Origin of the sequence: Nocardia sp. NPDC051911, assembly GCF_040681035.1 — a bacterium.
Lineage (GTDB): Bacteria > Actinomycetota > Actinomycetes > Mycobacteriales > Mycobacteriaceae > Nocardia > Nocardia sichangensis.
The window spans coordinates 15,331-29,969 of sequence record NZ_JBFAXY010000018.1 but is presented as its reverse complement, the minus strand read 5'-3'; the positions used below and the strand labels follow the sequence as shown (position 1 = coordinate 29,969).

The 14,639-nt window shown below is 68.9% G+C and carries 10 protein-coding genes; 3 read left to right on the top strand and 7 right to left on the bottom strand.

Annotation, left to right across the window (positions count from 1 at the left end; translation table 11 throughout):
- Positions 1-26 precede the first annotated feature (26 nt).
- On the bottom strand, positions 27-1,448 hold the full coding sequence (locus AB0L97_RS22140) for a wax ester/triacylglycerol synthase family O-acyltransferase (RefSeq protein ID WP_355077116.1): 1,422 nt from the start codon (positions 1,446-1,448) through the stop codon (positions 27-29).
- 392 nt (positions 1,449-1,840) lie between these two features.
- On the opposite strand from AB0L97_RS22140, the gene secA reads away from it, so the two are divergent.
- Positions 1,841-4,705: a preprotein translocase subunit SecA gene (secA, locus tag AB0L97_RS22135; protein WP_364432450.1), complete on the top strand. Its 2,865-nt coding sequence runs from the start codon at positions 1,841-1,843 to the stop codon at positions 4,703-4,705.
- Between the two features lie 274 nt (positions 4,706-4,979).
- Here the strand turns inward: secA and rsgA are convergent, their stop codons facing one another.
- Both rsgA and aroA read right to left on the bottom strand, forming a co-directional pair.
- Positions 4,980-5,981, bottom strand: a complete 1,002-nt coding sequence (rsgA, locus tag AB0L97_RS22130; protein ID WP_355077368.1) for a ribosome small subunit-dependent GTPase A — start codon at positions 5,979-5,981, stop codon at positions 4,980-4,982.
- Positions 5,978-7,270, bottom strand: coding sequence for a 3-phosphoshikimate 1-carboxyvinyltransferase (gene aroA / locus AB0L97_RS22125; protein WP_364432447.1), 1,293 nt, complete (start codon positions 7,268-7,270; stop codon positions 5,978-5,980). Before aroA ends, rsgA begins: the two co-directional genes overlap by 4 nt.
- Positions 7,271-7,558: 288 nt before the next feature.
- Between aroA and AB0L97_RS22120 the strand changes: the two genes are divergently transcribed.
- Entirely contained in the window at positions 7,559-7,927 is a 369-nt protein-coding gene (locus AB0L97_RS22120; protein ID WP_364432444.1) for a DUF3817 domain-containing protein, read from the top strand.
- Positions 7,928-7,988: 61 nt separating this feature from the next.
- Positions 7,989-8,837 carry a tetratricopeptide repeat protein gene (locus AB0L97_RS22115; protein WP_355075969.1) on the top strand — a complete coding sequence of 283 codons (849 nt, stop codon included), beginning with the start codon at positions 7,989-7,991 and terminating at the stop codon, positions 8,835-8,837.
- A gap of 279 nt (positions 8,838-9,116) precedes the next feature.
- On the opposite strand, the gene glgB is transcribed toward AB0L97_RS22115, so the two are convergent.
- From glgB to AB0L97_RS22095, 4 genes are all read right to left on the bottom strand, one after another.
- Positions 9,117-11,270 (bottom strand): 1,4-alpha-glucan branching protein GlgB, encoded by a 2,154-nt coding sequence (gene glgB / locus AB0L97_RS22110; RefSeq protein WP_364432441.1) that lies wholly within the window; start codon positions 11,268-11,270, stop codon positions 9,117-9,119.
- Complete coding sequence (locus tag AB0L97_RS22105; protein WP_364432438.1) at positions 11,267-13,270, bottom strand: alpha-1,4-glucan--maltose-1-phosphate maltosyltransferase; 2,004 nt, start codon at positions 13,268-13,270, stop codon at positions 11,267-11,269. Before AB0L97_RS22105 ends, glgB begins: the two co-directional genes overlap by 4 nt.
- A 101-nt stretch (positions 13,271-13,371) precedes the next feature.
- A complete protein-coding gene (locus AB0L97_RS22100) occupies positions 13,372-14,013 on the bottom strand; it encodes a LysE family translocator (protein ID WP_355075573.1) in 642 nt (213 codons plus the stop codon).
- Positions 14,014-14,156: 143 nt separating this feature from the next.
- Entirely contained in the window at positions 14,157-14,600 is a 444-nt protein-coding gene (locus tag AB0L97_RS22095; RefSeq protein ID WP_364432435.1) for a hypothetical protein, read from the bottom strand.
- Between the last annotated feature and the right edge of the window lie 39 nt (positions 14,601-14,639).

The window sequence follows — 14,639 nt, the reverse complement described above, 5'->3', positions numbered from 1 at the left end:
GGATGTAGACCCGCAGCTTCTTCTGATCAGACGCAGGCACCGAGCATCTCCTCCATGGAATCGCGCACCGCCGTGGCGAGCACGCCGATGTCGGCCATCGCGTCGCGGTCGGCGTTGAGACCGTAGAAGACACGCCCGTCGTAGGACGTGATCCCGATACTCGACGCCTGATTGCGCAGCAGTGGCGACACCGGGTACATCTCCAGCATCCGCGCGCCGCCGATGTACATCGGCGCCTGCGGACCCGGCGCGTTGGTGATCACCAGATTGAACGTGTGTTCTGCGAACGTACTCGCCGCTCGCACACTCATCGCATGCAGGCTGGCCGGAGCGAAACCGGCCAGGTGCACGAGCGTACGCGCGCGGACGCCGCGCCGCTGACGACCGTTGAGTTCGGAGGCGTGCGCGATGTGCGACAACCGCATCACCGGGTTCGGTTCGCCCACCGGCAGATCGATCAGGAACGACGACACCTCGCTCGCCGAGTGCGTCTGGTCGCCCTCGTTTCCCTCGACGTACACCGACATCGGCACCACAGCTCGCAGCGTGGTGGACTCGGTGAGCGCTTCCCCGCGCGACAGCAGCCAGTTGCGCAGAGCGCCGGTGACCACGGCGAGGATGGCGTCGTTGGTCGAGCAGCCGAACCGCTTGCGGATCGTCCGGTAATCCGCCAGGTCGGTGCGCACCACGTCGAAGCGCCGGTTTCGCGAGGTACGCGTGTTCAGGGGGCTGGCGGGCGCACCGGTCGCCGCGGTGCGCACGGCGGCGACCACCGACTCGACCGCCTTGCCCGCCGTCCCGACCACCGCGAACGCGCCCGCGCTCGCCTCCCGGGCGACCTCGAGGGCTTTGCGCGGCTGTGCGGCGAGGTGTGCGAGCGCGCCGACCAGCAGTTCCATCTCACCGGGTTCGCGCGGCGCGATCCAGTCGTCGCAGGCCAGTTCGCGGGGAGCGGGCCCCGCGTCGAGGATCACATGGCCGATCTCGAGCGCGGTGTCCCCGTCCACCAGGGCGGAATGCGTCTTGGTGAAGATGGCGCAGCGGCCGTCGGACAGCCGTTCGATCAGGTACATCTCCCACAGCGGCCGGGCCGGGTCCAAGGGGTGGGAGACGAGGCGGGCGACCAGGTCGTGCAGCTGTTCGTCGGTGCCGGGACCGGGCAGCGCCGAACGCCTGATGTGGTAGGTGATGTCGAAACGGCTGTCCTCGACCCAGACCGGCCGCCCCAGCGACAGCGGGATCTCCCGCACTTTGCGCCGGTATCTCGGTACCAGCGAGAGCCTGCTCTCGACGAGATCGACCAACCGGTCGTAGTCCAGGATCGGCGCGCCCGAGCTGTCGCCGGGATCGGTGTTCCGCACGATCGCGAGAGAGCCGATATGGATCGGATTGCTGCTCGACTCGAGCCGGTAGAAGGCCGTGTCTTGCGGCGTCAGTCTCGTGATCACGCTGCCCGGTACTCCTTTTCCCGATGCCGCCCCCGCTTCATTGTGCTGCCGCATCAACCGTTGGCCCGGCCGTTGTGGCATTTCTGATGAATTCCGTACACGTTTTTCCGCGCCGGGGGCCCATGACACGCTGGTCGACTCGAGTTCTGCGAACCGATTCGATCACAGGGCGGACCCGGATGCATGGCCGAACCGTCCGGGTGGCCCGCCGGGCACCTTTTCCAGCCGGGCGCGACCACTTAGCGGCAGGTCCACGCAGCGCCGCAGGCGCTGCACATCCAACAGACCATTACCATGGGGCATGCAGCGGATTCCGCGCAACCGCGTGGGCCGCACCGGCCCGGGGGCCGACGACACGATTTGACACACCGACCAGAGGACTGACGAGACCCGTGCCTGCGCTGACACTGACGAGGTTGCTACGGATTGGTGAGGGTCGCATTGTCAAGCGGCTCTCGCATTTCGCCGACCAGGTCCTCGCCCTCGAACCGGAGTACGAGGACCTCAGCGACCTGGAGCTACGGGCCAAAACCGACGAGTTCCGCGAGCGGTACGCCGAGATGGTCGAGGACGGCGAGACCGATCCGCTCGGCCAGCTGATGGCCGAGGCGTTCGCCGTCGCGCGGGAGGCGTCCTGGCGGGTGCTCAGCCAGAAGCACTACAAGGTGCAGATCATGGGCGGCGCCGCGCTGCACACCGGCAATATCGCCGAGATGAAGACCGGTGAGGGCAAGACCCTCACCTGTGTGCTGCCCGCCTACCTGAACGCGCTCAGCGGCGACGGCGTGCACGTCGTCACGGTGAACGACTACCTGGCCAAGCGCGACGCGGAGTGGATGGGCCGCGTGCACCGCTTCCTCGGCCTCGAGGTCGGCGTGATCCTGTCCGGCATGAGCCCCGCGCAGCGGCGGGTGGCCTACAACGCCGACATCACCTACGGCACGAACAACGAGTTCGGCTTCGACTACCTGCGCGACAACATGACGCACTCGCTCGACGACCTGGTGCAGCGCGGGCACAACTTCGCCATCGTCGACGAGGTCGACTCCATCCTCATCGACGAGGCGCGCACCCCGCTGATCATCTCCGGGCCCGCCGACGCCTCGTCGAAGTGGTACGCCGAGTTCGCGCGGATCGCGCCGCTGCTGAAGAAGGACCTGCACTACGAGGTCGACATCAAGAAGCGCACGATCGGCGTGCACGAGGCCGGCGTCGAGTTCGTCGAGGACCAGCTCGGCATCGACAACCTCTACGAGGCCGCCAACTCGCCGCTGGTGAGCTACCTGAACAACGCCGTCAAGGCCAAGGAGCTCTACACCCGCGACAAGGACTACATCGTCCGCGACGGCGAGGTGATCATCGTCGACGAGTTCACCGGCCGCATCCTGGTCGGCCGCCGCTACAACGAGGGCATGCACCAGGCGATCGAGGCCAAGGAAGGGGTGGAGATCCAGCCGGAGAACCAGACCCTGGCCACCATCACCCTGCAGAACTATTTCCGCCTCTACGACAAGTTGTCCGGCATGACCGGTACCGCCGAGACCGAGGCCGCCGAGCTGCACCAGATCTACAGCCTCGGCGTGGTGCCCATCCCGACCAACAAGCCGATGATCCGCGCCGACCAGTCCGACCTGATCTACAAGACGGAAGAGGCGAAGTTCTCCGCCGTGGTCGACGACGTCACCGAGCGGCACGAGAACGGCCAGCCGGTGCTGATCGGCACCACCAGCGTCGAGCGCTCGGAGTACCTGTCCAAGCAGTTCACCAAGCGCGGCATTCCGCACAACGTGCTGAACGCGAAGTTCCACGAGAAGGAAGCGGAGATCATCGCCGAGGCGGGCCGGCCGGGCGCGGTGACCGTCGCGACGAACATGGCAGGCCGCGGTACCGACATCGTGCTCGGCGGCAACCCGGACATCATCGCCGACATCCTGCTGCGCAAGCAGGGGCTGGACCCGGTCGAGACTCCGGAGGACTACGAGCGCGCCTGGCTGCCCACCCTGGACCAGGTCAAGGCCCAGACCGCCGAGGACGCCGAGTTGGTGCGCGAGGCGGGCGGCCTCTATGTGCTCGGCACCGAGCGGCACGAGTCGCGCCGCATCGACAACCAGCTGCGCGGCCGCTCCGGCCGACAGGGCGACCCGGGGGAGTCCCGCTTCTACCTGTCGCTGGGCGACGAGCTGATGCGCCGATTCAACGGCGCCGCGCTGGAAGCGATCATGACGCGGCTGAACCTGCCCGACGACGTGCCGATCGAGGCGAAGATGGTCTCCAAGGCCATCAAGAGCGCGCAGACGCAGGTCGAGCAGCAGAACTTCGAGATCCGCAAGAACGTGCTCAAGTACGACGAGGTGATGAACCAGCAGCGCACCGTCATCTACGGCGAGCGCGATCGGATCCTGCGCGGCGAGGACATGGAGGGCCAGGTCCAGAGCATGATCACCGATGTGATCACCGCCTACGTGGATGGCGCCACCGCCGAGGGCTATGTCGAGGACTGGGATCTGGAGAAGCTGTGGACGGCGCTGAAGACGCTGTACCCGGTGAGCCTGGACTACCGGGACCTGACCGGCGAGACCGAGGTCGGCGAGGCGGGCGAGCTGACGCGCGAGGAGTTGCTCGAGGCGCTGCTGGACGACGCGCACGACGCCTACGAGCGCCGCGAGGCCGAGATCGACGGCCTGGCGGGCGAGGGCAGCATGCGCAATCTGGAACGACAGGTGCTGCTGTCGGTGCTCGACCGCAAGTGGCGTGAGCATCTCTACGAGATGGACTACCTCAAGGAGGGCATCGGTCTGCGGGCCATGGCGCAGCGCGACCCGTTGGTGGAGTACCAGCGCGAGGGCTTCGACATGTTCACCGCGATGCTCGACGGCCTGAAGGAGGAGTCGGTCGGCTTCCTGTTCAACCTGCAGGTCGAGGTGCAGCAGCCGCAGCCGGAAGGCGTCGCCGTCGGCCAGGGTCTTCGTTCGCCGGTCGGAGCGATGACCGCCCCGCGCCCGCTGCCCACCGAGGAGGCTCAGGTCGCCAACGGCCACGCCGCACCGGCGGCCCTGCGCGCCAGGGGTATCGATGACACCGCCCCGCGCGGTTTCAGCTACTCCGGCCCCGACGAGGGCGGCCGCGCCGCGGTGCACAGCGACGCCGAGGAATACGGCGTGGACGGTGGGCCGCAGCCCACCCGTCGCGAGCGCCGCGAGGCGGCCCGCGCGGAGGCGAAGGGCCGCCGCGGCCCGAAGTCGCGCCGCCGTCACTGATCCGCTGAATCACGAAGGCGCTCAGGGTTTTCCTGGGCGCCTTCGTTGTTTTCCGTATGCCGAAGCGTCTTCGCAAGGGGGATTACCGTCATGTCTGCGTGTTACACCGAACTACACCCGAACGGTGGGCGAGTCAGGAGGACCACGACGGCCTGGCCCCGCCGACGAAGTTGGAGTGCTTCTGGATTCCGCTGACCGCCGCGCATGTGCTGCAAAGTGGGCAGAGCGCGATGATCGGTCGGCTTTTCGACTGAGTCTCGGACGGCCGAGGCGATTACCAGGGATCGTTGGAGTTCAGGGCGACCAGCAGGCGGCGGATGGCCGCCACCCGGTGTTCCTTGCCCGGCAATTGGTCCAGCGCGCATTCGGGATCGGCGGGCGGACCGAGATGGGTGCAGCCCCGCGGACAGTCCTCGATGGCGTCGGCGAGGTCGGTGAAGGCGGCGATGACGTCGTCCGGCGTGATGTGCGCCAGACCGAACGACCGCACGCCCGGCGTGTCGATGACCCACCCGCCGCCGGGTAGCGGGAGCGCGACCGATTGGGTGGAGGTGTGCTTGCCCTTGCCCACCCCGGATACCTCGCCCACGGCCCGCTCCGCCTCCGGCACAAGGCGATTCACCAGCGTGGACTTGCCCACGCCGGAGTGGCCGATCAGCGCGGTGAGGTGATCGGTGAGCAGATCGAGTACCGGATCGAGCGGATCGTCGATGCCGCCGTAGACGATGGTGAGGTCGAGATCGTCGAAAGCGGCGGCGAATTCGGAATCGGCCGCCAGATCGTGTTTGGTCAAGCACAGAACCGGTTGCAGCCCACCGGCGTACGCGGCGACCATGGCGCGTTCCACGAAGCCGGTGCGCGGAGGCGGGTCGGCGAGCGCGACCACGATGAACAGCCGCTCCGCGTTGCCGACCACGATGCGCTCGAACGGATCGGTGTCGTCGGCGGTGCGGCGCAGCACCGTCCGGCGGTCGGCGACCCGGACGATGCGCGCGAGGGTATCCGGTCGCCCGGACAGGTCGCCGACCACGTCCACCTGGTCGCCGACCACGATCGGAGTGCGGCCCAGTTCCCGGGCGCGCATCGCGACGATGCGGCGATCCGGATCGCCGCCGAGCACACATCCCCACCGGCCCCGGTCGACCGAGACCACCATGGCCGGCTCGGCGTCGCTGTGCTGCGGCCGGGTCTTGGTGCGGGGACGGGAGCTACGCCCCGGACGAACCCGGACATCGGATTCGTCGTAGCTGGCCGCGGATCGTCGTCCCCGGCTCAGTGCGCCGCTCCTTCGTCGGATAGCGCGGGCGCGAGCATCTGCTCCCACAAAGCGACGAAGTTCGGCAGCGTCTTGGCCGTGGTCCCGATGTCCTCGATCTCGACGCCGGGCACCCGGAGGCCGAGAATGGCTCCCGCTGTGGCCATCCGGTGATCGGCGTAGGAGTGCCACCTGCCGCCGTGCAGTTCGGTGGGCACGATCTCCAGTCCGTCCTCGGTCTCGGTCACCTTGCCACCGAGGCGGTTGATCTCGGTGGACAGCGCGGCCAGCCGGTCGGTCTCGTGCCCGCGCAGATGGGAGATGCCGCGCAGCACGGACGGGGAGTCGGCCAGCGCGGCCAGTGCGGCGACGGTGGGCGTCAGCTCACCCACGTCGTGCAGGTCGATATCGATGCCTGCGAGCCGGTCGGGGCCGTGCACGGTGAGCACGCCGTCGAAGATCCGCGCTTCCGCACCCATCCGCACGAGGATCTCGCGGATGACGTCGCCCGGCTGCGTGGTCAGCCGCGGCCAGTGCGGGATGCTGACCGTGCCGCCCGTGATCGCGGCCGCGGCCAGGAACGGGGTGGCGTTGGACAGGTCCGGCTCGATCTCCCAGTCCACGGCGCGAATCGGCCCGTGCTCCACGGTCCAGGTCTGCGCCTTGAAGCTGTCCGCGGGCGCCTGCACCCGCACGTCGGCGCGCCGCAGCATCTCCACGGTCATCTCGATGTGCGGCATCGAGGGCAGCGCCTTGCCGTCGTGGTGCACCACCAGTCCCTCGTCGAAGCGCGCGGCCGACAGCAGCAGGCCCGAGACGAACTGCGACGACCCGGACGCGTCGATCGTCACGGTGCCGCCGCGCAGCGCGCCCTCGCCGTGCACGGTGAACGGCAGTGCGTCGCCGTCGATATCGGCGCCGAGCGAGCGCAGCGCGTCCAGGATCGTGCGCAGCGGCCGGATCCTGGCCTGTTCGTCACCGTCGAACGCGACATCGCCCGACGCCAGGGCGGCGACCGGCGGCAGGAAGCGCATCACCGTGCCCGCGAGCCCGCAGTCGACCGTGCCGCCGCCCAACGGCGCCGGGGTGACGGTCAACGTGTCGCCCGCGCCCTCGATGTCCGCACCGAGCGCGCGCAGCGCGGCGATCATCAGGTTCGTGTCCCGGCTGCGCAGCGCACCGGTGATGGTGGACGGACCGTCGGCCAGTGCGGCCAGGATGAGCGCCCGGTTCGTGATCGATTTCGATCCGGGCAGGGTCACGGTCGCGTGTACAGGGACCTCGACATGGGGCGCTGGCCAGAAGTTCACTCATCCATCATCACACGGTGCTAGTTTTCCAGCGCTTGCGGCGCTGGGTGTTCGCGGCCCTCTTGTGGCTCGCGTGTGCGCGCCCGCCGCTTGCTCCTTCGTCGCGTACGCGGCGGCCGCGCACACGCGAGCCGGGCCGCGTACGCGACGAAGGAGCAAGCGGCGGTCGCGCACACGCGAGCCATAAGAGGGCCGCGAACACGCAGCGCCGCAGGCGCTGCAAATTGAACACAGCAATTAGACACAGCTCACTACGACAGCCTGTAGTGCATCCGGCAGAATGGGCGCATGGGCAATGTCTTCGACCTGAGCACGGTGGCCAAGCGGTTTCGTTTCATCGCGGTGCTCGAGGCGATCTCCTGGCTGCTGCTGATCATCGGCATGGTGTTCAAGCGGATTCCGGAGCCGGTGCTGTGGCCGGTCAAGGTGTTCGGCATGACGCACGGCATCGTGTTCGTGCTGTTCGTCATCACCGCGATCGTGGCGGCGCGCGAGCTGGGCTGGAACGTCAAGACCACCGTCCTCGCGCTGCTGTGGAGCATTCCGCCGTTCTGCACGGTGCTGTTCGAGGTCTGGGCGGTGCGCACGGGGCGGTTGGGTGAGCTGAGCAACGCCGGTTCGGTCGAGTCCGGGGCGCCCGCATCCGCCACGTCGTGACAAACTGGAGGTCGTGAATCGACCAGCCGCACGCCGTCCTTCGCCCGCTGTCGCCGCCGCCATGTCCGGCGCGGTCGATCTGTCCAGCCTGAAGCAGCCCGCCGGTGGCGGGGGCGCTCCGGCCGGTGGCGACTACGCGGTATCCGAGGCCGATTTCGAGACCAAGGTGCTGCGTCGTTCGATGCAGGTGCCGGTGGTGGTCGTGCTGTACTCGCAGCGCAGTCCGGGCAGCGTCGAACTGGTGCGAACGCTGGAGCGACTGGTGGCCGCCGACGGCGGCAGCTGGGACCTGGCGATCGTCGAGGCCGAGGCCAACATGCGCATCGCGCAGGCGCTGCGGGTGCAGGGCATCCCGACGGTCATCGCGATCGCGGCAGGGCAGCCGCTGGCCGATTTCGAGGGCGCCCAGCCGGAGCCGCAGGTGCGGCAGTGGCTGAACGCCGTGGTCGACGCGGTTGCGGGCAAGCTGGAGGGTGGCGGGGAGCCGCAGCCGCAGGCCGAGGACCCGCGTTTCGCGGCGGCCGAGGCGGCGCTCGAGCACGGTGACCTGGCCGGCGCCGAGGCGGCGTACCAGGCGATTCTCGACGCGGAGCCGACGAACGACGAAGCCAAGGGCGCGCTGCGTCAGCTGCGCTTCCTCGCGCGGGCCCAGGAGCTGCCGGAGTCGGCGATCGAGGATGCCGATGCCGACCCGTCGAACGTCGATGCCGCGATTCGCGCCGCCGATCTCGAATTGTTCCAGCAGCGGCCCGAAGCGGCCTTCGATCGGCTGATCGGCGTCGTCAAGCGCACTTCCGGCGACGAGCGCACCAAGGCGCGCACCCGCCTGCTCGAGCTGTTCGAGCTGTTCGATCAGGCCGAGCCGTTCGTCGTGGCCGCGCGCCGCAAGCTGGCCGCGGCGCTGTACTGAGCCGCCGCGCGGGGCGGTCCGCGAACCAGCCGGCCGCGTCACCGCCCCTGGTGGCGCCCAGGCGTCGGGTATCCGATCCGGGGCGGTGTTGTGACCGACCTGCGCTACCGGTCGCGATGACCATCGGTCGCCGCTCATAGTGGGCGTCCGCCGAGTCTGCTCTGGATTCGCGCATCGGACTCGGGTCTCGCACCGAGGCGTCAGCCGCTCACCTGAGTCCGTGCTTCGGGGACCGGCGCACGTCGGGGTCGGGCATGGCTCGGTTCGCCGGGCGACTCGTCAGGCGGGGCGCAGCCAGACCGCGCCGTGGGGTGCGAGCGTCACGGTGGCCGAGGCGGGACGGTCGTGCCACGGCTCGGCGCTCGCCGTCACCTCGCCCAAGTTGCCGAGGCCGGAGCCGCCGTAGTCCGCGGCGTCGCTGTTGAGGATCTCCAGCCATGAGCCCGCGTGCGGCAGGCCGATCCGGTACGCGTCGTGCGCCGACCCGGAGAAGTTGTAGACGCAGGCGACAACGGAGCCGTCGGAGCCGTAGCGCAGGAACGCCAGCACGTTGTTCGCGCGGTCGTCCGCCTCGATCCAGGCGTAGCCACCGGGTGTGGTGTCCTGGCTCCACAGGGCGGGGTGGGCGCGGTAGACGGCGTTCAGGTCACGCACCAGCGTGGTGATGCCTTGGTGCAGCGGGTTGTCCCGTTCGTGCCAGTCCAGACCGCGATCGTGTGACCACTCCCGGAACTGGCCGAAATCCTGGCCCATGAACAGCAGTTGTTTACCCGGGTGGGCCCACATGTAGGCCAGCAGCGCGCGCACGCCCGCGGCTTTGGCGAAATCGTCGCCCGGCATTCTGGTCCACAGCGTGCCTTTGCCGTGCACGACCTCGTCGTGGCTGATCGGCAGCACGTAGTTCTCGCTCCAGGCGTAGACCAGTGAGAAGGTGATCTCGTTGTGGTGCCAGGAGCGGTGCACCGGGTCGCGGCCGAGGAACCCGAGGGTGTCGTGCATCCAGCCCATGTTCCATTTCATGGTGAAGCCGAGACCGCCGACGTCGATGCCACGGGTGACGCCGGGCCAGGTGGTGGACTCCTCTGCGATCGTCACGACGCCGGGGTGATGCCGATGCAGCGTCTCGTTGAGGTCCTGCAGGAAGTCGACGGCCTCCAGGTTTTCCCGGCCGCCGTGCACGTTGGGCTCCCACTGGCCTTCGGCGCGGGAGTAGTCCAGGTAGAGCATGGAGGCGACCGCGTCGACGCGCAGGCCGTCGATGTGGAATTCCTCGACCCAGTAGCGAGCGTTGGCGATGAGGAAGTTGCGTACCTCGTGTCTGCCGAAGTCGAACACGTAAGTGCCCCAGTCGAGTTGCTCGCCCCGGCGCGGGTCGGCGTGCTCGTAGAGCGGAGTGCCGTCGAATCGGGCCAGCGCCCACTCGTCGCGCGGGAAGTGGGCGGGGACCCAGTCCAGCAGGACGCCGATGCCCGCCGCGTGCATGCGGTCGACGAACGCTCGGAAGTCGTCCGGGGAACCGAATCGCGCCGTCGGCGCGTAGTAGGAGGTGACCTGGTAGCCCCACGAGCCGCCGAACGGATGCTCGGCGATGGGGAGCAGCTCGATGTGGGTGTATCCGGTCGCCCGCACGTACTCGGCGAGTTGGTCGGCCAGTTCGCGGTAGCCGAGGCCGGGCCGCCAGGAACCGAGATGCACCTCGTAGACGCTCATCGGGGCGCGGGTGGGATCGGTGGCCGCGCGCTGCCCGAGCCAGGCGCTGTCCTGCCACACGTAATGGCTTTCGGTGACCACCGACGCCGTGGCCGGTGGTAGTTCGGTGGCGAATGCCAGCGGGTCGGCGTGATCGACGGTCCGCCCGTCGGCGCCGTGCACGCGGTATTTGTACTTGGCGCCCGGCTCGACACCCGGGATGAAGACTTCCCAGATCCCGGACGACCCCAGCGCGCGCATGGGCGCGGTGGTGCCGCTCCAGCCGTCGAAGTCCCCGATCACGGTGACGCCGCGCGCGTTCGGCGCCCATACCGCGAACGACGTGCCCGCGACGTCACCGTCGAGGGTGCTGTAGCGGCGCGGGTGCGCCCCGAGCACGTCCCACAGGCGTTCGTGGCGGCCTTCGCCGATCAGGTGCAGGTCGAGTTCGCCGAGCGTGGGCAGGAAGCGGTAGCCGTCGGCGCCGATGACGGTCTGGCCGCCGGGGTAGGTCGTCACGACGCGATAGTCATCGATCTCCGGGTACGGCAGCACCGCGGCGAATACGCCGTGGCCCACGGACTTCAGCACGTGGTCGTCGCCGCCGACCCGCACCGACACGGTTTCGGCGTGCGGGCGCAGCACCCGCACGGCGGTGCCGTCCGGATGGGGGTGTGCGCCGAGCACGGTGTGCGGGTCGGTATGGGTGCCCGCCGCGAGCAGCATGAGGTCGCGACGTTTCATCGCAGCGTCCTGCGGTAGGACAGCTCGGTGCGAGCCTGCTGGGAGACCGGGGGCAGGGCGATGATGTGCGCCACGGCCCGCGCGGGGTCCAATCGCACGTAATTGGTTTGGGCCCAGTGGTATTCCTCGCCGCTGACCTCGTCGTACACCACCGGGTGGTCGTGCCACTCGCGGCCGATCGCGGGCAGGTCGAGCGAGAGCATGCCCCATTCGGCGCCGAAAGGATTGAGATTCACCACGACCAGCACCGCGTCGCCACTTGCGGGATCGAGCTTGGAATAGGCGATCAGCGCGTCGTTGTCCACGTGGTGGAAATGCAGGCAGCGCAGCTGTTGCAAGGCGGGGTGGGCCCGGCGGATCTCGTTGAGCCGAGTGAGCCAGGGTTCCAGCGATTCTCCGCGCGCCAGCGCCTCGGCGAACGGGCGCGGGCGCAGCTCGTATTTCTCCGAATCGAGGTACTCCTCGCTGTCCGGGCGCACCGCCTGATGCTCGAACAGCTCGAAGCCGGAGTAGACGCCCCAGGTGGGCGCGAGGGTGGCGGCCAGGACGGCGCGGATGGCGAACATGCCCGGCCCGCCGTGCTGGAGGCTCTCGTGCAGGATGTCCGGGGTGTTCACGAAGAGGTTCGGGCGGGCCTCGTCGGCCTTCGCGGCCAATTCGTTGCCGAACTCGGTCAGCTCCCATTTGGCCACGCGCCAGGTGAAATACGTGTAGGACTGGCTGAATCCGCGCCGGGCGAGCCCGTAGAGCCGGGCGGGGCGGGTGAACGCCTCGGACAGGAAGATGACGTCCGGGTCGGTGCGCCACACGTTCGCGATCAGCCACTCCCAGAAGTCAGCGGGCTTGGTGTGCGGATTGTCGACGCGGAAGATGTTGACGCCCAAGCCGATCCAGTGTTTGACGACGCGCAGCACTTCGGCGTAGAGGCCGTCGGGGTCGTTGTCGAAGTTGACCGGATAGATGTCCTGGTACTTCTTCGGCGGGTTCTCGGCGTAGGCGATGGTGTTGTCGGGCAAGGTGGTGAACCACTCGGGGTGCGCCTCGACCCACGGATGATCCGGCGCGCATTGCAAGGCGAGGTCGAGCGCGACCTCGAGGCCCAGTTCCCGCGCCGCCCTGACGAACTCGGCGAAATCGGCTTCGGTGCCCAATTCCGGATGCACGGCGTCGTGACCGCCGTGCCGCGAGCCGATGGCCCACGGCGAGCCGACGTCGCCGGACTCCGCCGTGAGCGCGTTGTTGCGGCCCTTGCGGTTGACCTCGCCGATCGGGTGGATCGGCGGCAGGTACACCACGTCGAAGCCCATGGCGGCGATGCGCGGAAGGTCCTTGGCCGCGGTGACGAAGGTGCCGTGAACCGGCTCGCCGGTGGCGTCGCGGCCGCCGGTCGAGCGCGGAAAGAACTCGTACCAGGAGCCGTAGAGCGCGCGGTGCCGCTCGACCAGGACGGTGTGCTGCGGCCCGCGGGTGACCAGGTCGCGCAGCGGCGTGGCGCGCAGGATCCCGGCGACCTCCTCGGTGAAGGCCGGGGCCACCCGTGCGGGGAGTTGCTCGTCACCGCGCAGCGCGGCGGCGACCGCGCGCAAGCGCTCGAACTGTTTCTTCGGGACGGCCTGCGCCGCGCGGTCGAACAGGCGGGCGCCCAGCTCGAGATCGTTGGCCAGATCGACGGCGCTCTGCCCGACGGCAAGCTTCGCCTCGATCGCCGATCGCCAGGTCGCGATCGGATCGCTCCAGCCTTCGATCCGGTAGGTCCAGGCTCCCGGCGTGTTCGGTGTGAAGGTCGCGTTGAAGACGTCGGGCTCGTAGTCCGGCGTCATGCGGACGCGGGCGGGTCGCGACGCGCCGGGGGCGCGCACGACGAGTGTGGCGGCGACGGCGTCGTGCCCCTCGCGCCAAACCACGGTGCGCACCGGGAATACCTCGCCGACCACCGCCTTGGCGGGCCGGCCGCCTGGGATGGACGGGGCAGTGTCATCGATAGCGATGCGGCCGGTCACGGACCCCAACCTACCGGCAACCGGCCTTTCGGACCGGACCAGCCGATTTTTCGTGCCCGTTTGCTGGCCTCTCACGGTGGCGGGCCAGCTGGGCATTCGCCTCAGCGTGCGTCGGCGGCGAGGCCCAGGCCGAGCGCGACCAGCACCGCGCCGAGCGCACGCTCTACCCGCTGCCGGATACCGGTGCGGCGCAACCAGGCGCCCGCGCGGTCGGCGGCCATGACCACGCCGACGCACCACGCGGTGTCGATCACCAACTGGATCAGCGCCAGGATCACCATCGTGGGCAGCACCGGCCCCTCGGACGGAAGGAATTGGGGAAGGATTGTCAATCCGAAAATCGCCGCCTTGGGGTTGGCCGCGATCGAGATCAGCGAGGCGCGGAACGCGGCGGCGGGCGTGTGACCCGCCGGGAGCATCCTCGTCATCGCGCTGCCGAACTCCTCGCTACCACGGGCATTCCGCCACGCCTGCACGCCGAACCAGATCAGGACCAGCGCGCCGATGACGTGCACGGCCGTGTTCATGGCGCGGTTCGCGACGAGTAGGACGGACAGTCCCGCCCCGCCCGCCAGCGTCCAGCCGAGTACGCCGATCTCGTTCCCGGCCACCGCCGCCAGGCCCGCGGTGCGGCCGTCCCGCACCGCGCGCTGCAGGAACAGTGCGGTCGCAGGACCGGGCAGCGCGGCGATGAGCAGGCAGGCCGGAAGGAATTGCGGAAGAACGTCGACCCAGTGCGGCATCAGCCGATGCTGTCATCCCGGTCCTGCTCGGGCTACCGATTTTCCCGCTTTCGGAAGCGAGGTGCCCGGGTGGCCACAGACGGGGCTCGCTCGTCCACTGGGTGGCCACCCGGGCGCTCAACTCGACATGCCCGAACCGTCGATCAGGGCATGACCATGCACGCGAAGCCGAGGTTCATCCCGTTGCCCACCGTCATCACCGGTGAGGTCCAAGCGGGCGTGGCGCCTTGTGTCGCGGAAATGGTGTGTTGCCCGGTCGCCTCGGGGATCCAGACCGTGGTGGCCTGGCTGCCGACCACCGGTGCGGGGTTCGGTGAGAAGGTGCCCCCGGCACTGTCGGCGAACTGAACCGATTCGGTCGAGGGATTGTTGTCCACCGTCGCCGTCACCCGGTACTGGCAGTTGGTTCCGTAGTTTCCGAAGCCGAAACTGGTGCCTTGGGCCGGGCTTGCGGTCGCCGTCGTGACCGCCGCGCCGGCGGTGGGTGCGACGAGAACGAATGCCGCCGCGAGCGCTCCGAACCCTGTGATCGCTGCTCCAGCGCGCGACCAGCGCCGATCGCGGGCGCGATTTGGGTGTGCTGTCATCCACATCTCGATCACTCCCGTACTGATTCGGTTGGTGCG

Bases quoted from the DNA above. Each gene is read 5' to 3' on its own strand.
- AB0L97_RS22120 (WP_364432444.1), top strand. From the start codon at position 7,559: ATGGGCAATGTCTTCGACCTGAGCACGGTGGCCAAGCGGTTTCGTTTC.
- AB0L97_RS22115 (WP_355075969.1), top strand. From the start codon at position 7,989: ATGTCCGGCGCGGTCGATCTGTCCAGCCTGAAGCAGCCCGCCGGTGGC.
- glgB (WP_364432441.1), bottom strand. From the start codon at position 11,270: ATGAAACGTCGCGACCTCATGCTGCTCGCGGCGGGCACCCATACCGAC.
- AB0L97_RS22100 (WP_355075573.1), bottom strand. From the start codon at position 14,013: ATGCCGCACTGGGTCGACGTTCTTCCGCAATTCCTTCCGGCCTGCCTG.
- AB0L97_RS22095 (WP_364432435.1), bottom strand. From the start codon at position 14,600: ATGACAGCACACCCAAATCGCGCCCGCGATCGGCGCTGGTCGCGCGCT.